The sequence below is a fragment of the Pseudomonas sp. CIP-10 genome, from assembly GCF_020911845.1.
In the GTDB taxonomy this organism is placed as follows: Bacteria; Pseudomonadota; Gammaproteobacteria; order Pseudomonadales; family Pseudomonadaceae; genus Aquipseudomonas; species Aquipseudomonas alloputida.
Genome location: NZ_CP087160.1, coordinates 3868715 through 3887082, shown reverse-complemented (window position 1 = coordinate 3887082; position 18368 = coordinate 3868715). Strand labels below are relative to the sequence as shown.

The following is an 18368-nucleotide window of genomic DNA, read 5'->3' as shown; positions in this document are numbered from 1 at the left end:
ATCCAGAGGTCGACGCAGTGGAGTTGCAGCAGGGTTTTGTCCTGACCCGGCACTGGCACGATACGCCGGAAGGCACCTGCGTGGAGTTCTGGCTGGCCACCGATGCCGGGCCGCGGCTGTTGCGGCTGGCGGCGCAGGAGTCGGTGGCTTTCATTCCTCAGGCGCAGGCCGAGCACGCCCGTGTGCTGCTGGCCAACGAAACCGGGACGAAGCTCAAGCCACTGCGCCTGAAGGACTTCGAGCATCGCCCGATGCTCGGCCTCTATACCCGCCAGCATCGCCAATTGATGCAACTGGAGCAGCGTCTGCGCACGGCCGGTATCGACGTGTTCGAGGCCGATATCCGCCCGCCGGAGCGTTACCTCATGGAGCGCTTCATCACGGCGCCGGTGCAGTTCACTGGTCAGCCGGATACGCAGGGCGTTTACCGGGACGCCCAGCTCAAGCCGCAGCCAGGCTATCGCCCGGCGCTGCGCCTGGTGTCGCTGGACATCGAGACCAGCGAGCGTGGCGAGCTGTACAGCATCGCGCTGGAGGGCTGTGGTCAGCGCCAGGTGTACATGCTCGGCCCGGCCAACGGCGATGCCAGCGGGCTTGACTTCGACCTGGAGTATTGCGCCGATCGCGCCGCCTTGATCACCCGGCTCAACCAGTGGATGGCCAGGCATGACCCGGACGCGATCATTGGCTGGAACCTGGTGCAGTTCGACCTGCGCCTGCTGCATGAGCACGCCAAGTCGTTGCAGGTGCCACTGGCCCTGGGGCGCAACGGTGCGGTCATGACCCTGCGCAGCCATGCCGGTGGCGGCCATGTTTTCGCCGATGCGCCGGGGCGGCTGCTGATCGATGGCATCGAGGCGTTGCGTTCGGCCACCTGGAGCTTTGCCTCGTTCAGCCTTGAGAACGTTGCCCAGACCCTGCTGGGTGAAGGCAAGGCCATCGACACACCGTACCAACGCATGGACGAAATCAATCGCCGCTTCGCCGAAGACAAACCGGCCCTGGCGCGCTACAACCTGAAGGACTGTGAACTGGTCACGCGCATTTTCGCCCATACCCGGCTGCTCGACTTCCTGCTCGAACGTGCCTCGGTGACGGGATTGGCCGTGGACCGCAGCGGTGGGTCGGTAGCTGCGTTCTGTCACTTGTACATTCCACAGATGCACCGCCTTGGCTTTGTCGCGCCCAGCCTTGGCAGCCGCCCTGACGAAGCCAGCCCCGGCGGGTTTGTCATGGATTCGCGGCCAGGGCTTTACGACTCGGTGCTGGTGCTGGACTACAAGAGCCTGTACCCATCGATCATCCGTACCTTTCTCATCGACCCGGTCGGGCTGATTGAAGGCCTGCGTCTGCCTGACGACGCACATTCGGTCGAGGGTTTTCGCGGTGGGCGTTTTTCACGCACACAGCACTGCCTGCCAGCCATCGTCGAACGGGTCTGGCAGGGCAGGGAAGCGGCCAAGCGCGAGGGCAATGCGCCGCTGTCACAGGCCTTGAAAATCATCATGAATGCCTTTTATGGCGTGCTTGGCTCCAGCGGTTGCCGTTTCTTCGACCCGCGCCTGGCGTCGTCGATCACCATGCGCGGCCACCAGATCATGCGCCAGACCAGGTCCCTGATCGAGGCGTGTGGCTACGATGTGATCTACGGTGACACCGACTCCACCTTTGTCTGGCTCAAGGGTGCCCACGCCGAGGCAGACGCGGCGCGCATCGGCCGCGAGCTGGTGGCAAAGGTCAACCAATGGTGGCAAGCCCACCTGCACGAGACCATGAACCTGCAGAGCGCCCTGGAACTGCAGTTCGAGGTGCATTACCGACGCTTCCTGATGCCCACCATCCGCGGTACCGATGAAGGCAGCAAAAAGCGCTATGCCGGCCTGGTGCAGCGGGCCGACGGTGCTGAAGAAATGGTTTACAAGGGCCTGGAATCGGTGCGCACCGACTGGTCACCGCTGGCCCGGCAGTTCCAGCAGGAACTCTACGGCCGAGTGTTCCGCAGCGAGCCCTACCGTGATTATGTCCGCGAGTACGTGCGGCGAACGTTGGCGGGCGAGCAGGACGAACTGCTGGTTTATCGCAAGCGCCTGCGTCGCCCGCTGGCCGATTACCAGCGCAACGTGCCGCCGCATGTGCGTGCCGCACGCCTTGCCGACGACTACAACAAGCGTCTGCAGCGCCCTCTTCAGTACCAGCGTGGGGGCTGGATCAGTTATGTGATCACCACCGCCGGCCCTGAGCCGCTGGAAAACCTGCAGGCACCGATCGATTACGATCACTACATCAGCCGTCAGCTACTGCCGGTGGCCGACGCCATCCTGCCCTTTGTCGGCGATGATTTCGCGCGCCTTACCGACCATCAGTTACTGCTGTTCTGAACAGGTGGTAGATAGCTAGGCGTCAGCCTGACGCTACAGTCTTCAGACTCGGCCCTCCATGTCGTCGCGGAGGCAGAGATGCAGAACAATAGCCGTCAACCATCGGCTGCGGTCGATACCCTTGCCATGGCCCAAGCATGCCAGGACCACTACATTGCACAGCGGCTGCCGGCCTGGATGAAGCGGCTGAGCATGGCCGAATTCACCTTGCTGAGCGAGGCGCTGCCTGAACTGCTGGCCTGCCGCGCAGGCTTGGTGTCATCGCTGGCGCGGCTACGCAACCTGAATGCATTTACCCAGCCCTTGCTGCAGCAAGCGCTCGGTGCCCACGGCGACCTTGACGTCGATCGCCTGTCCTTTCGCCAGTGGTACACCTTTACCTCGCCCACGATCCATTATGTAACCAGTCGGCTTCCGGTTGTCGGCAGCGATTACTACGACATCCCTCTGCTCGAGGCCGCTTTGAGCAATTTCACCGCAGAACAGCAGCGCGACCAGCCACAGGGTAATTGCCTGGTCGATGTGCGCGGCGCAAGGCGTAGTGAGCTGTCTGCACCGAGCTTCGCCAGGCTGTGTCGAGCGCTGGATCTTGGGCAGAAATACCAGGCGCATCTGGATTCGGTACTTCAGCCCGAAGTCAGGGGATTGCTGACGCGACGGCAACGCTACAGCATGCTGGTGGATGCCCTGCAGGCCAGGGCGCAGGGCGTATTGAGCGCAGACGAACTGCAGTGGGTGGTGGCGCTCTGCACCAAGGACACGCTCGGCAAGCTCGAAGGCGCCTCGGTTCGCGTGCGGCAGTTGGCGGTGTTCGGTTGCCGCTTGCAGCAGATCGTCGTGCTGGACGTGATCGACGCGGGCTTGTTGTTCAACACCAGCAAGCGCGTGTTGGTCTATGTACCGGTTGACCCGCACGGCCCCTGGAGCGTGCGCAGCGACCTGGAAGATTATGCCCGCCGGGTGCTTGGCAAACGCCTGCGCGAAGATGACTACCGGCGCTTCTTCAACCGCTTCGTGCGCCGACGCGATAGCCAGCGATTCTTCTCGGCCGTCAGTGAGCGCCTCGATGACGTGCCCGGCTGGGCAACCCGCGACCTCGATGAGCACACCTTTGCCTATCGCCTGCCATTGTTCGAACACCTTGCTGACGACTGGATTGCGCAGATCAAGGACGATGCTGCGGTCATCGCCCCGCCCGTGGCCTTGCTTGATCGCGAGGTCCAGGCCGAACACGCCCGCCGTTTGCGTGCTGAAGGCTGGACCCTGTTGGGTGTTGCAGGGTTTTTCGTTCCGGGCATCGGCGCGGTGTTGTTGGGGGTGATGGCCTGGGAACTGCTTGAGCAGGCGTTCCAGGCTGTAGGGGACTGGCAGGAAAACGAGCGCAATGCGGCACTGGCGCACCTGCTGAAGGTTGGCAAAGGACTGCTGGCTGTCGGGGCAACCGTTGCCGTAGTCGCCATGGCCCGACGCGCCTGGAGTGTGGTGGACAACCTGGTACCGGCGCAGCTGGAAAACGGTGAGGAAAAGCTGTGGAACGCAGACCTCAGCCCCTATCGCTGCGAAAGCCCTTCAGACACGGCGGTGCTGGACATGGAGGGTGTGCACCGTGTTGGCGAGCGCCGCTGGATCAGCATGGACGGCCACTGGTATGAGGTGACCTGGCACAATGATGATGAACAGTGGCAATTGCTCCCTTACCAGGGCTATGCGCCGCCGCTCCGTCACAATGGGGCCGGCGCGTGGCGGCTGTGGTGCGAACAGCCCGCCGAGTGGGGCGACACACGCCAGTTGTTCCGCCGCCTGGGCGGGCCATTCAGCGACCTTGACGATGCGCAGATCGACCAGTCGCTGGCGATCCATGGCCTCGATGATCAGCACCTTCGGGCATGGCATGTGTATGGCCTTGCGCCGGAAGCAGCGCTGGTCGACACCGTCGCACGCGTGCGGCTCGCCGGCAGGATTGGGACGTTGATCAACCACTTGCGCGAGGGAGGGGTAACGGCAGACCCGCTACTGCTGGAGCAGGTCATGCGCCTTCCACAGGCCGCCGGCAAGGACGGAGCAGCGTTGGCCGATGTGGCTTGGGCCGGGCGACGAGCACTGCTGCAGGCGGTGTACGAAGAGCAGAATCCCGACACGGAAACGGGCCGTCTCTTACGGCAGAATTTTGCCAGCCTGCACCGCCTGGCTGCGGATGAGGTGCTACGCGATGCCAGCGAGGATGACCTGCAGCTTTTGCGTGAGACGGGGCGCGTGCCGTTGCCGATGGCCGAGGCAGCAAGGTTGCAGGTTGCGCGAATTCGAATGGCGCGGGTGTATGAGGCGCTGAGCATCGATACGCCGCAAAACCTCGACCTGGCGCGTGTGGTACTTAATCTGCTGGTGCATGTGCCGGGGGCTGGCGGGCCCGGGTGGCGATTGTACGACGGTGATGCCAGCGAGCCGTTATTGACGGTCGAGGGATCGGGGCAGACGTTTGACTTGCTTCATCATCATGGGCTGTTCCGCCTGCGTACCCGAACGCACACGGTTGCCGGTGAGAGGGGGGAGTTGTTCGAGACCTTGGCCGCAGCCTATGACGACGCATCGCAAGTGGCCATCGGCCAAGGCCGGTCGTTTGTGCCTGCGCTGCGCCAGGCGCTGACCGACGTTGCTATCGAGCAACGCCAGACCGTGGTGAGTCTGCTCAGGTTGGAACAGCCGACCGGCTCGTTTCTCCCGCCGCAACGTCTGGCGGATGGCAGGGTTGGCTACCCTTTGGCGGGCGGCAGGTTCTGGGGGGCGCTGGGGCGGAACAGGCCCAGGGCGCTTCAGGCTCGGCTGCGTGATCTGTACCCAGCTTTCAGTGACGAGCAGATCGGGCACTGGCTCGCATCAGGCGACGCGCAGGCCAGGTTACATAGGCTGGAACAGCAATACGGGGTGCTCAAGAGGCACTTGACCCAGTGGGCACGCAGTGCCTTGCTGTCACCAGAACTGGCCGCCCGGCGTGAATTCAGAAAGGGGTTGATCAACTGCTGGCGCTGTCTTGTGCCGGAACTGCAAGGGCAAGCGGCACTGGACGATGGGCGCTTCATGCTGACCCAGACCATCAGCCGCTTGGGCCACCTGCCGGCCCTGCCCGCGCAAGTGGGCTTTCCCCACGTTTCGATCCTGGCCTTGCGCGCCATGCGCGTGGAGCACGTTCCGGATGAGTTTCTGCGGGCGTTTCCCAACTTGCGCAACCTGGAAATCACCCATTGCCGACTCCGGCGTTTGCCATTGCCTCTGATGCTTGTCCAGAAGCTGGAGGTGCTCGACTTGTCTGGTAACCAGATCGCCCTCGACCAAGGCCAGGCGTTGGTCCTGGCAGATTGCCGATCCCTGGTGTACCTGAACCTTTCGGACAACCCGTTGCGCAGGGCATTTTCCGTCCAGGCAATGACCGAGCTGAATGCCCTCTACCTGTCGAACACCCAGTTGCCCGAGTGCCCCTACGGGCTGATGGACGCGCCAGAACTGCACACCCTGAACCTCAGCGACAACCGTATTTCTGAACTGCCCGAGGGTTTTCATCAGTCGCAGCTGTGGCGCTTGGGCAGGGTCGAGCTTTCCGGCAATCGGTTGGGGGGCGCGCAGGATGGGTTATCAAACTGGCATTTGCTTGAGGCCAGTCGCGTGCCTTACCGGTTGCGCATTCTGGATGCGCTGCCTGTCGAACGTCGAGATGAAATGGCTGCACTGTGGGCCTATCTGGAGGCCGAGGAGCAATCGGAAGCGTTCTTCAATACCCTGTCGATGCTGACAGAATCGGGCGCCTTCAGTTTCTCATCGACTGCATCCGCGCTCGCGGCCCGCATGTTCGACATGTTCCAGGCGATGTCTGAGCATGATGCCCTCAGGCAGGAGCTGTTCGAGCACGCTGCGGCGACCGGTTGCCAGGATAACGCCACCGCGCGTTTCGCCAACCTGGAACTGCGAGTGATGATATGGCGCACGAGGCACAGCGGATCTGCCCGGCCTGAACGGGCCTTGCTGAAGCTCGGTGCCCGGATGTGGCGGTTGGCGGTGCTTGAGCAAATTGCCGCTGAACATGCTCATCGGGTGGGGGCGAGCGCTGAATCGATCGAATTCGCCTTGGCCTATCGAATCGGCTTGCGCAAGTCTCTGGACTTGCCTGGCCAACCCGATGAAATGCTCTATGCAGGTATCCCTGCCTTGAGTAGCCAGGACCTTCTTCTGGCCCGTGAAAGGGTTCTGGCGCGACAGACCCGGGAGGGCATTGCTGATTACCTGTCACGCCAGTGGTTCTGGCAGGATTACTTGCGCAAGGCCTGCGCGGTTCGCTTGCAAGTGCCCCAATCCATGCACGCTGAGCTGGAACGGCTGATGGCGCTGGGGAATCGGGACGAGGAAATCGCGCGGCTGCAGATCCGCAATCAGCAACGCGAGCATGCGGTGTTGCTGCAGTTGACGCTGGAGGCGCTGGACCGGAACACGGTGCAGCGTCCGCTCAGCTAGCGGGTTGGCGGTTGTCTGAACGCAGGCATTAGCTATATAGCGCCTGGCGGGGAGCAGGCAACTTAGTCTGGCCTCTTTTCATGAAGAGGCCCCCGCTATGGACACCACTTTGCCGTCAGATGCGCAGGCCGCCATCGACGCGTTCCAGGACGGCATCATCGGCAGGCGCCTGCCACCCTGGTTGCGTCATGCACCCGCTGAGCAACTGCCTGAGATCGGCAGGGCATTGTCAAACAGCCTTCGCTGCTGTGAGCAAGTGAACACGGTGCTGCGAGGCATCGAAGGCCTCGACAGTTTCGTCGCATCAGCCCTGGGAAAGGCCCTCGACGAGCGTTACGGGCTTGGCCGTAACCCGCACGTGCTCAGGTTCCTGGAGGGCCGCCGGGAAGCTGTGATCAACAGTCAGCCGGTGGGCGCGCACCTGACTACCGTGGTCTATGAAGAAAAGCCGCTGCTCGAAGTGGCATTGCGCAACTTCACGGACGCGCAGGCGCAGGAAGGTGGCCAGCCGCGCGGTAACCGCCTGCTGCTTCCACGCCACGGCACGGTCAAACCCCCTACGAGCATCGAGTTTGCCGGACTGTGTCGTGAGCTGGACCTGGGTGAGCGCTATCAACGTCATCTGGATGCCATCCTCACGCCCACTGGCAGTGCCGAGCGCCTGGTATCGCAGCTTGTAGATGCCACGCGCTACACCATGCTTGTGGACGCCTACAAAGCCAGGCAAGAGGGAACGCTGGATGCCAGCGAACTCAATGTGATGGTGGCTGTGTGCGAGAAGGGTGAGCTGCCGCGCTTGGCGGGCGACCTTGTGCAGGCCAGGCAACTGAAATTGCTGGGTTGCCAGATTGAGCAGGTGACCGTGTTCGTAGTGGTTGAGCAGGGCGTTTTGTTCAACACGACGCGTCGGGTGTTGCTTTACGTGCCTGGAGACCCTTTTTCGCCCTGGCGCGCGTTCGAGAGCCTCGACAAACTGAACCGCGAACTGGGCCGTCGCTTGCGAGACAAGGCTTACCAGCGTTTTTTCAGCCGCTTCGTGCTGCGGCGCGACAGCCAGGCTTTTTTCGCCCAGGTCGCGGAGCGCTTCGATGGCCTGCCGGGCTGGGCTTTTCGCGATCTCGAACCGCGCTTGCAGGCTTACCCGCAGCCGTTGTTCATCAGCCTGGCACAGGCACGTATCCACCAGATCAAGGACGATGCGGCGATGATCGCAGTGCCTGTGGCCAGGCTGGATCGTGAGGTTCAGCGCCAGCATGACCTGCGCCTTGCAGCCGAAGGATGGGCGCTGCTCAACCTGGCCAGTTTCTTTCTGCCTGGGCTTGGCCTGGCGCTGCTGGCCGTGACGGCCTACGAACTACTGGGTGAGGTCTACCATGGCGCCGAGGCCTGGCAGCAAGGCGATCGTCAGGAGGCGCTCGACCATTTGACCCACGTGGCGACAGACCTTGCCGTGCTGGCGACCACGGTAGCCGGGGTGGGTGTCGCTCGACGGGTTTGGGCACGCTCTGCGAAGGTCGATGCCATGGTGCCGGCCCGGCTGGAGGACGGCACTGAGAAACTTTGGCAACACGACTTGACCCTGTTTCAAAGCCAGGCCCCCGTTGCGGCCTCGAGCCGGGATGCCTTGGGTATTCGGCGTCAGGACGGGCGGGCCTGGATCGAAATGGACGGGCATCACTATCGCGTGGCAGAGGCGGGTGATGATCAATGGCAGTTGTATCCGGTCGACGGCCACGGGCCGTTGCTGCGCCACAATGGCGCAGGTGCCTGGCGTTTGTGGAGCGAGCAACCGGCTCGGTGGACCGATAAATACCGCATGTTCCGGCGTTTGGGCGAACCCTTCAATAGGCTGAATGACGAACAGATCGATGAGGTTCTGCTGTTCCATGGCCTTGATGGCGACGACCTGCGTGGCCTGCATGTACACGCCCAGGCACCGAGCCCCGGGATGATCGACAGTGTGGAGCGGGTCAGGCTTGATCAACGCATCCGCAGCATGATTGGCCGTCTGCGCAGCGGCGAGCCGGTAGCAGATACAACAGTGCTCGATCACGCTCGGCGCCTGCCAGGCGCGAGTGGCCTGACAGATCAGGCACTGGCCGCGTTGGCATGGACACAGCGCCGAACACTGCTGCAGCACCTTTTCGAAGCCTTGCAGCCCAGCGACACCGCTGGCAGCGCGGCGTTGCGCCGGGTGTTCCCGGGGCTGAGCGCGCGCACTGCGCAAGCACTGGTACAGGCCGCCAGCAGCATTGATCGCACGCGGCTGCTGTCCAGCGGCAGGGTTGCACTGGGGCTCGCCGAAGCGGCAAGGGGCAGTGTGCTGGCTACCCGCCAGGCTCGGGTATTTGAAGCGTTGTACCTTGATACCCCGCAGCATGCAGACCTGGCACGGGTGGCCTTGGGCTTGTTGCGGTATCTACCCGGAGGTGAAGGTGTGTGCTGGCGCCTGTACGAAGGTTGCCTGGGCGGGCCGATGCTGGCGAAGACCGAGCAAGGGCAGCGGGCGTTCGATCTGGTGCACGTGAACGGTACGTTTCAACTGCATGGCAGCCAGGGCACGGCGCTGGGTGAGGCAGGTGAGTTGTTTGACGTCATGGCGCCAGCCTATACCGAAGCGCAGAGGGCGGCGATGGGGATCGGCGATCCATTTACGCACAACCTCAGGGTGATACTGGCGCGCGAAGCGGCACGCCATCGTGATGAGATCAGTCGTTTGCTTGGCGCGGTACGCCCAGGTGCTGTCCGAGGGCCCATGCGCTTGGCCGATGGACGTATTGGCTACCCACTGGGTGGTGGCGGAGTAGGTGGGTTCGCATCAAGGGGGAGTGCCCTGAGGGCAACGCTGCGCGATCTCTTTCCGTGGTTGAGTGATGAGCAGGTCGAGACCTTCGCCGATGACGCCAGGCGTTCAGGGCAGCAGATTGAACACGTACTGACTGACCTTCGCAATGAGTTCGCCATCCTGCGCATCACACTGAATACCTGGGTGGCACGAGGGCAGGGCGATGTCAGGGAAGATCGAGAGGCTTTACGCCAGACGTTGTTCAATTGTTGGCGGCGGTCGGTGGGCGTGGGGGAACTGCAGATCAATGCACAGGAAAACCTCCACGTCATGTTCTGCAATTTCAGATCGAGCGGCTTGCCCAACATACCCCCACAGGTCAGCTTCAGAGGTGTGACCAGCCTGTCGCTGCTGCACCTTGACCTTCTGGAGGTGCCCAGCAGCCTATTGCTGGCTTTCCCTAACCTGCAAACCCTCGATCTGGGAGGGAACCTGTTGACGCGCCTTCCGCAGCCGTTGCTGCAGATACCGCAGTTGCGGCATCTGAGCCTGACCAACAACCGGATCGTTCTGAACACTGCACAAACCGCCACATTGGCCAGTTGCACGAGCCTGCAGTCTCTCGACCTGTCCCACAACCCCCTGGGGAGCCGGTTCACGTTGGCGGGTTTGGCTGAGTTGCGTTGGCTGAACTTGCGCGACACACAGATCTCGCAGTTTCCACTGGGCGTGTTCGACAACGCTCAGTTGGTATCCGTTGACTTGCGGGATAACCGGATCAGGCACATTCCAGAGGGTTTCTACCAGTTGCCCGTGTGGCATCGGCGGCGGTTTCGCTTGAATGCGAACCCCTTGGGCGAGGCCCAGACGTTACGCTTGCAGGCTTCGTTGAGCAGCGTCGATCCGGCCCTCGACGAGGAGCAAGTGCTTCTGCGCCTGCAGCACGCGCGTGAAGTCTGGGGGGATGCCGTGGCCCCGGAGCATCGCGGCTTGATGCTTGCTGCCTGGGACTCGCTGGATGCAGGGCAGGACGCCGAGCGTTTTTTCCGTGTGCTTCGCCAGTTGTTGCTGTCCGAAGACTTTCGTGTCAACGCGCGTGCACTGGGCAATCGGGTAATGGCGGTATTGCAAGCGATGGCCATTACGCCAGAGCTGCGGCAGAACTTGCTGTCAGTGGCCAATGATGAGTGGGGGTGCCAGGACGGTGCAACCTGGTGCTTGAGCAACCTTGAACTGAATTTGCTGGTTTGGCAGGTTGAGCACGCGGCTCAGGGAGAAAGCGAACGCGCTTTGCTAGACCTGGGCAGACGTTTATGGCGCCAGGATGCAGTCGACATGTTCGCTACCCGATGGGCGCTACAGCATGGCAGGACGCTGGAAGGAAGCGAGGTGGGGTTGGCTTTCAGGATCGGGCTGAGGGAGCGTCTCGACCTGCCATTGCAGGTGGGAGAAATGAGCTTTCTTGCGATCTCTGGCGTCCTGGAGGCGGACCTTGCAGAGGCAGAGGCTGCGGTGCGGGATGCAGAGACACCGGAAGAGATTGCCCGCTCCATGGTTGACCGTGAATTTTGGCAGGCGCACCTGGAGCGTTCCCATCCTGAGCGATTCGCTGCGGTCGACCTGCCGTTCAGAAGGCAGCTTGAAACCGTGCTTGACGACGAAGCGCTGAGCGAAGGGGCCAGGATCGACCAGGCGGATGCCATTCGTGATGCTCAGCGCGCTGCACGCAGAGGACTGATGCTGGATATGACGATTCAAGCGATGGAAATGGGACCCAAGGGGCCCTCGATCGATGTACGTTGACATGCGCTCAGGGTAAGGGCTTGCCCGGCCCTGCCAAAGCGGCTTTGGGCTATGCTCAGTCAAGCTGAATGTGGTTTGTACCAGCGCCGTAGTCTTGGCTTCAGGTGGCTCGGAAATCGACAGTTACTTTTGCGCACCCCGTTCTGGAATGAAGTGGTTTAGGCTCCCTGTCGGATTTTTCTCCGTGATCTGTAGTCATTGGTTTATCGAGACAATAAGGAGATACGCATGCTTGTCCGGTCACTGACCCTCGCAACCTTGCTTGCTGTTGCCGGCCCCCTGTTTGCCGCAGACAGTGATGCGCCTCTAGCCAAGGAACTGGGCAAGGCCAGACCATTGGTGGTTATCGCTCCCAGCAGTGCCGACCCAACGTTGCGAGGGCTGAACAAAGCGCTCGAGGACCCGGCCACCCAGGCAGCGTTCAAGGAGCGCAACCTTGTCCTGTACAGCGTCGCCAACATGATGGGCAAGCGAGAGGACAAGAACCTCGAGCAGCAGACCACAATGGCCCTGATTCGGGAACTGAAGCTGGGTGCGAGCAAGGGTACCAAGGTGATCCTGGTGGGCAAGGATGGTGAGCGGCACATGCTCAAGGACGACGACACCGGCGAGGCCATCGACCCACAGGTGATCCTCAAAGCGGTCGATGAACTGCCTGCCAGCGAAAAGGCGGTGGCGGCGCCCGAGCCCGTAGCGGCGGCCCCGCAAGCCAAGGACAAGGACAGCAAGCCAGCCAAGCCAGCCAAGCCCGCCAAGCCAGCGGCCCCGCCCAAGCCGCTGGAAGACTGATCACGCCTGATGGCCCCGAGGCAACTTGGGGCCCGTTGCTTAGTGGTGTGTATCGCACTGTATCTGCCTGTGCTGCAGACCTACTGCCATACAAAAGTGCGCCTGGCACGATACATCCACGACAAACCGCAACGGCCTAATGGCTCCACTTTCCAACCCCAGTGGAGCTGCATCATGACTCAAGCAAAAAACACCCTCGGCCTGCTCGGCGCCGCACTGATCGGCAGCATGGCATTGAGCAACAGTGCGTTCGCCGTCGAGCCGCTGGCTCAAGGTTACCAACTGGCCTCGGCCAAAGTGGCCGGCGAGGGCAAGTGTGGTGAGGGCAAGTGCGGGGGGAGCGGCAAGGCTTCCCAAAGCGAAGGCAAGTGCGGTGAGGGTAAGTGCGGCGCCGGCGCCAAGGCTGGGGCTGAGGGCAAGTGTGGTGAAGGCAAGTGCGGTGACGCCTCGTTCGCCAAAACCGACAGCAATCACGATGGCAAGGTCTCGCGCGATGAGTTTCTGGCGGTGGCCAAGGACCGTGCCCGTGATTTCGACACGATCGACCGCAACCATGACGGTTTCATCTCCGAGCAGGAAGCGGCCGATCACCTCAAGGCGATTTACCAGGCCAATGGCAAAGCCATGCCTGATGGCTTGTTCAGCCACCTGACCGGCAAGCCCTGACGTTCTACCCCATGAAACGCCACAACGCTCCTCCTGCTGGCCAGGTGGGGCGTTGTGCTTGTTGGAGAACTTTTATGTTTCCTGCGATGTTGAACATCGGGCTAGGCTTGCGTCGCGGCCTGTTGCCGGAACTGCTGGCCATGGAGGCGGATGCAGTGGACTTTCTCGAGTGTGCGCCGGAAAACTGGATTGCCGTGGGCGGCGCCTATGGCAAGGGCTTGGCCCAGTTGGCGGAGCGCTTTGCTGTCACCTGTCATGGGTTGTCTTTATCGCTGGGTGGCAGTGCCCCGCTGGACCGCCATTTCCTTGAGCAGACCCGGCAGTTTCTCGAGCGATACCAGGTGCGACTGTACAGCGAGCACCTGAGCTACTGCAGTGATGACGGGCACCTGTACGACCTGATGCCCATCCCGTTCACCGATGAAGCCGTACGCCATGTGGCCGCGCGCATACGCCAGGCTCAGGAGCAGCTGGAGCGGCGCATTGCCGTGGAGAACATCAGCTACTACGCCGCGCCGTATCAGGCGATGAGCGAACTCGACTTCATCCAGGCGGTGCTCGAAGAAGCGGATTGTGACCTGCTGCTGGACGTCAACAATGTCTATGTCAACGCCTGCAACCATGGCTACGACGCCCAGCAATTCCTTGCAGGCTTGCCCCCGGCGCGCGTGACCGGGATGCACGTTGCCGGGCATTACGATGAAGCGCCTGACCTCAAAGTGGATACCCACGGGGCGGCCGTGAAGGAGGATGTCTGGACGCTGTACGCCAGCGCTTGCGTGCGCTTTGGCGTAAAGCCGACGGTGCTTGAACGTGATTTCAACTACCCGCCCTTGGCCGAACTGTTGGCCGAGACGGCGCGTATGCGTGCTGTGCAATGCGCTGCCGGAGGGCAAGCAGATGAATGAGACCCTGCGTGCGCAGCAGTATGCCTTGGCCCGTCACCTACGCGACCCACAGCGCCATGCCCCGCCGCCCGGCGTCGAGGCCCGCCGCCTGAAGGTTTACCGTGAGTTGTTCTATGGCGCCATCGAAGGGTTGCTGGCTGGCAGCTTCCCGGTCATGCGCCAGGCGTTGGGCGAGCAGCGCTGGCATGCCCGAGTACGTGATTTCTACGCCAGTTACCGTTGCCAGACGCCGTTGTTTACCGAAATTGCCGAGACGTTCGTCGACTACTTGCAACGTGTGGCGCTGGACACCCCTTGGCAGCTGGAGCTGGCGCACTATGAGTGGGTCGAGGCGCAACTGTACCTGAGCGATGCCGAGGACCCGGCGCATGACCCGGGTGGTGACCTGCTGGCTGGAGCGCCTTTGTTGTCTTGTGTGGCGCGGGTGCTGGCCTATCGTTGGCCGGTAGAAAGCATTGGCGTGGACTACCAGCCAACGGCTGCCCCAGCATCGCCGAGCTTGCTGCTGGTTTATCGCGATGCCCGGTTGCAGGTGCGTTTTGCCCGGTTGGCACCTATGGCGTATCGGTTGCTGGTGGAGCAGGGGACTGGAAGAGAGCGGCTGCAGGTATTGGGCGGGGATGTGCAGCAAGGGTTGGCATTGTTGGAGGCATTGCGCGAGCAGGGCGTCATTGTCGGAACAGTTTGAAGGCACTGGGGGCTGCGCAGCAGCCCCCGATCCTCATCTGCCGAACCGCATGCCAAGCCAATGATCCAGGCTAAGGCGCCCGGCGCCCTTGAGCAGCAGGGGTAGCAACGCCACCAGGTAGATCAATGGCAATTTGTAATTGCCGAAGCCCTGGTCGGTAATGGTATAGCCTTGGGCCAGCTCCGCCAGGCCCGACCAGTGCGCCGGCCAGTGCACTGCCGCTATCGCTACAACGGTGACCACCATCAAACCCAACGATGCCAGCCGGGTACCCAGGCCCAACAGCAGCAGCAACGGCAGCACCAACTCGGCCCACATCGACAGCTGCCAGTTCAGCTCCGCGGGCAGCAGGTTGAAGGGGAACGGGAAGTTGGACTGCAGGTCGGCGAACCAGTTGCTGCCGTTGAATTTCTCCAGGCCGGATTCGAAAAACTCCCAGGCCAAAAATACCCGTAATGGCACGTCGGCACTCCAGCTGCCGAGGCGATCAACGGTGGTCAGGGTACGGGTCAAGGTCGTCATTTGCGGTGCTCTCTTCAGGCAAGGGCGCGGGTGCTGCGGCGTTGTTTACGGGCCACTTTGGCGGTGAGCTTGACGGCGATGGCGCTGAACATCAGGGCGAACGCCAGCGGGTACCACCCGCCCATGGGGATGCGTTTGTAGAACGACAGGCAGAACACGGCAGCCAGTACCCACATGCCGCTGCTGTGCAGCGCTTGCCAGGCACGGCCGCCCAACAGCCGCATGGGGGGCTTGAACGAGGTGGCGGTGAGCAGCAGCATGAACAGGTAGCCGACTGTGCCGGGCAGGCTGGAAGTGAGTGTGCGGCCGGCCCAGAACAGCTCGGGAAATTGCTGGGCGTAGCGATAAATCAGCACGCCGTGCACGGTGTGGGAGAACGCGAATGCCAACCCCAGGTAGCGTCGCTCCTGAAGGATGCGGCGGCTTGATGTGCCAGGCAGCAAGGTCACCAGCGACGAGGCCAGGAACGCCAGCAGGAACAGTGCGAACGAGCTGCGTGCGGTGGCACGAATGGCACTGCGCAAGCCGTCCGGGTCAGGTTGGCTGGCCAGGACTACGGCAGTCATCGCCAAGGTCAGGCCGGCGAGGGCGGCGAACAGCTTCCAGCCGGAGGGCAAGGTGAGGGCTTTCATCAGGGACTCCCGGGGTGTGGTTGTGTGACCGGGAGTGTCTCGAGGCGGGGTATCTGCAGTGTGTCAGGGGGATGCAGTTGTGTATCTGTATGTAGAGGCGACCGCGCGGTTTACAGGAACGGCCCGATCGAGATCCAAGGCCGTTCCTGCCAACGATCGCAGATGCACTTCAGGAGAGTTCGATCTGCGCGCACAATCCGCCCTGTTCGCGGTTGCTCAGGGTCAGCCGGCCCCCCATGGCCTGGATCAGCTGGTGGGCAATGGCCAATCCCAAGCCGGTGCCACCCGTGCTGCGATTGCGTGAACCTTCCACCCGGTAGAACGGCTTGAGCACTTCATCCAGCTCGTCACCGGGTATCCCTGGCCCGTTGTCGAGCACGCGGATGATGGTGGTACTGCCCTCGCGTGACACTTGCAGCTCGGCAGCACCTGCAAACTTCAGGGCGTTGTCGACCAGGTTCACCAGTACCCGGCGCAGCGCATGCGGGCGGGTTTCCAGCAGAGTCCCGCTGCTGCCGTGGCGTTCAACCTGGGCGCCGCTGTCCTGGTAGTCGAATACCAGGCTGTCGAGAAAGGCATCAAGGTTGACCCGGCAGGTCGCTTCGGTGCTGCTGTCCATGCTGCGGGCGTAAGCCACGCCTTCGCGCACCAGGTGTTCCATTTCATCCAGGTCGCTCCCGAACTTGTCCTTTTCGACCCCCTCATCCATCACTTCGACCCGCAACTTCATGCGAGTGATCGGTGTTTGCAGGTCGTGGGAAATGGCTGCCAGCAACTGCATGCGTTCCTTGAGGTGGGCAGCAATGCGCGCCTGCAGGGCGTTGAAGGCCACGGCAGCGTAACGCACCTCGCGTGGGCCGCTTTCATCCAGTTGCACGCCGGGCTGGTCCGGGTCGAGGTTGTCCACTGCCTGGGCCAGACGGGTTAGCGGGCCGATGGCCAGGCGTACCGCCAGCCAGGTACACAGCAACAGCACAGCCAGCTGAATCAGCAGCACCACGGGCAACCAACGGGCTACCGGGACTGTTGCTGGCGTCACGTCGATGGTCAGTGGCGCGCCGTCGGCCAGGTTCAGGTGCGCCTGGAAGTGCGCATTGGGCCCCGGGATTTCCAGGAAGGTCAGGCGGTAGTCGCTGCCAATGGCCTTGACGATCGACGCGGCGGCCATCGGTGGGTCACTGCTGGCCATCGCTTCGCCTGCCAGGCCCTGGTCGAGGCGATAGCGGTAGGTGCGCCGTTCCAGGCGCGGCAGCCAGGCGGCACGCTCGGCTGCAGGCAGGCGATCGAGGATGGCAACCGAAGTCGCCACGTCCTGTTCGAGGTTGCTGAGCATCATCGAACGGCTGCTGATGTAGCGCTCGTAGGCCTGCAGGCCGAACGACAGACCATAAGCCAACACCAGGCCGGTGAAGAAGATCATCGCCAGGCGCGAGGCCAGGGTGCGCGGCCATTTCATGAGGGGGACTCGAGCAATTGCACCGGCAGCGAAAACACGTAGCCCTCGCTGCGCACGGTCTTGATGCAGCTGGGCTCGCGGGCATCGTCACCCAGGCGCTGGCGCAGGCGGCTGACCAGCAAGTCGATGGAGCGGTCGAAGATGTCGGCTTCGCGGCCCTGGGTCAGGTTAAGCAGCTGTTCGCGGCTGAGCACCCGCTGCGGGTGGTCGAGGAACACCCGCAGCAGGCGGTACTCGGCGCCACTCAGGGCCACCAGGGTGCCTTCGCTGTCGAGCAGGTGGCGCGCGGTGGTGTCCAGACGCCACTGACCGAACCCCAGCAGGCGGCTGCTTTCACTGATGGTCAGGTTGGGCGGCAGCATGCGTGTGCGGCGCAGCACGGCGTTGATGCGGGCGAGCAGTTCGCGGGCCGAGAACGGTTTGGTCAGGTAATCGTCGGCGCCCATTTCCAGGCCGATGATGCGGTCGGTTTCGTCATTGCGGGCGGTCAGCATCAGCACCGGCGTATTGCGGTGCTTGCCGGCGCGCAGCTCGCGGCACAACAGCAGGCCGTCGTCGCCAGGCATCATGATGTCGAGCACGATCAGGTCGACGCTGTTGGCTTCGAGAAAGGCGCGCATCTGCCGGCCGTCGGCAACGATGCTGGTGCGCAGGCCGTTCTTCTTCAGGTAATTGCCGACCAGTTCGCGGATCTCGCGGTCGTCGTCGACGATCAGGATGTGATCGACGTGTTCCATGCGCTGGGTTCCTGTGCAAAGGGGGTTGGGCGCAGTGTACCGAGCGCGTTCGCCCTTGACTGCGGGAGTTTGTATTGCAGTGTATCTGGCACGGGTAGGGATACAGCAGGACGCATATCACAACGCTGGGAGACACATGCGGGATACCTGGCTGACGTGAAATGGCTCTCGACCGGGGAGCAACACTCCCCACCCCCACGTGTTACCCAGGAGAGATGCCATGAACGTCAAGACTATCGCCAGCGCCAGCCTGTTCGCCGTGCTCAGCTTCGGCGCCATCGCTGCCCAGGCCGCCACGGCCCCGATGCAGGATGGCGGGGTCATGCAGTACCGCTACGGTGAGCCTCTGGATGTGAAGAAAGTGCTGTCGGTGCAGGACGATCAGAGCAACGCCTGCGGCCTGGTGAACACCCGAATGGACTACCTTGACTCCCATGGCCAGCGGCAAAGCGTGCAGTACCGCACCTACGCCACGGGCGGTTGCCATGACAATTGATCGGCGCC

Annotated in this window: 12 protein-coding genes; 8 read left to right on the top strand and 4 right to left on the bottom strand. The window is 62.5% G+C overall.

Features of this window, described 5'->3' with window-relative positions:
* Positions 1-17 precede the first annotated feature (17 nt).
* The 7 genes from LMH93_RS17565 to LMH93_RS17535 all read left to right on the top strand — a co-directional run bounded on the left by LMH93_RS17565 (position 18) and on the right by LMH93_RS17535 (position 14517).
* The gene (locus LMH93_RS17565; RefSeq protein WP_003250444.1) at positions 18-2378 is read left to right on the top strand and encodes a DNA polymerase II; all 2361 of its coding nucleotides are present in this window, start codon (positions 18-20) and stop codon (positions 2376-2378) included.
* Between the two features lie 78 nt (positions 2379-2456).
* Positions 2457-6878: an NEL-type E3 ubiquitin ligase domain-containing protein gene (locus LMH93_RS17560; RefSeq protein WP_230064425.1), complete on the top strand. Its 4422-nt coding sequence runs from the start codon at positions 2457-2459 to the stop codon at positions 6876-6878.
* A gap of 97 nt (positions 6879-6975) precedes the next feature.
* Positions 6976-11466: an NEL-type E3 ubiquitin ligase domain-containing protein gene (locus LMH93_RS17555; protein ID WP_230064424.1), complete on the top strand. Its 4491-nt coding sequence runs from the start codon at positions 6976-6978 to the stop codon at positions 11464-11466.
* Positions 11467-11694: 228 nt separating this feature from the next.
* Positions 11695-12255 carry a DUF4174 domain-containing protein gene (locus LMH93_RS17550; RefSeq protein ID WP_016500470.1) on the top strand — a complete coding sequence of 187 codons (561 nt, stop codon included), beginning with the start codon at positions 11695-11697 and terminating at the stop codon, positions 12253-12255.
* A gap of 174 nt (positions 12256-12429) precedes the next feature.
* Positions 12430-12921, top strand: coding sequence for an HvfA family oxazolone/thioamide-modified RiPP metallophore (locus tag LMH93_RS17545; protein WP_003250451.1), 492 nt, complete (start codon positions 12430-12432; stop codon positions 12919-12921).
* Positions 12922-12995: 74 nt separating this feature from the next.
* The gene (locus LMH93_RS17540; protein WP_173880781.1) at positions 12996-13829 is read left to right on the top strand and encodes an HvfB family MNIO-type RiPP peptide maturase; all 834 of its coding nucleotides are present in this window, start codon (positions 12996-12998) and stop codon (positions 13827-13829) included.
* Entirely contained in the window at positions 13822-14517 is a 696-nt protein-coding gene (locus tag LMH93_RS17535) for an HvfC family RiPP maturation protein (RefSeq protein ID WP_230064423.1), read from the top strand. Before LMH93_RS17540 ends, LMH93_RS17535 begins: the two co-directional genes overlap by 8 nt.
* A gap of 33 nt (positions 14518-14550) precedes the next feature.
* Here LMH93_RS17535 and LMH93_RS17530 read toward each other — a convergent pair whose 3' ends face one another.
* The 4 genes from LMH93_RS17530 to LMH93_RS17515 all read right to left on the bottom strand — a co-directional run bounded on the left by LMH93_RS17530 (position 14551) and on the right by LMH93_RS17515 (position 17864).
* The gene (locus tag LMH93_RS17530) at positions 14551-15039 is read right to left on the bottom strand and encodes an HvfX family Cu-binding RiPP maturation protein (RefSeq protein ID WP_003250457.1); all 489 of its coding nucleotides are present in this window, start codon (positions 15037-15039) and stop codon (positions 14551-14553) included.
* A gap of 14 nt (positions 15040-15053) precedes the next feature.
* On the bottom strand, positions 15054-15671 hold the full coding sequence (locus LMH93_RS17525; RefSeq protein WP_230064422.1) for a ferric reductase-like transmembrane domain-containing protein: 618 nt from the start codon (positions 15669-15671) through the stop codon (positions 15054-15056).
* A gap of 169 nt (positions 15672-15840) precedes the next feature.
* Positions 15841-17127 carry a sensor histidine kinase gene (locus tag LMH93_RS17520; protein WP_004573750.1) on the bottom strand — a complete coding sequence of 429 codons (1287 nt, stop codon included), beginning with the start codon at positions 17125-17127 and terminating at the stop codon, positions 15841-15843.
* Positions 17124-17864, bottom strand: a complete 741-nt coding sequence (locus tag LMH93_RS17515; protein ID WP_003250463.1) for a response regulator — start codon at positions 17862-17864, stop codon at positions 17124-17126. Before LMH93_RS17515 ends, LMH93_RS17520 begins: the two co-directional genes overlap by 4 nt.
* A 220-nt stretch (positions 17865-18084) precedes the next feature.
* Here LMH93_RS17515 and LMH93_RS17510 point away from each other — a divergent pair, with 220 nt between their 5' ends.
* On the top strand, positions 18085-18360 hold the full coding sequence (locus LMH93_RS17510) for a DUF2790 domain-containing protein (protein ID WP_004573749.1): 276 nt from the start codon (positions 18085-18087) through the stop codon (positions 18358-18360).
* The last annotated feature ends 8 nt before the right edge of the window (positions 18361-18368 follow it).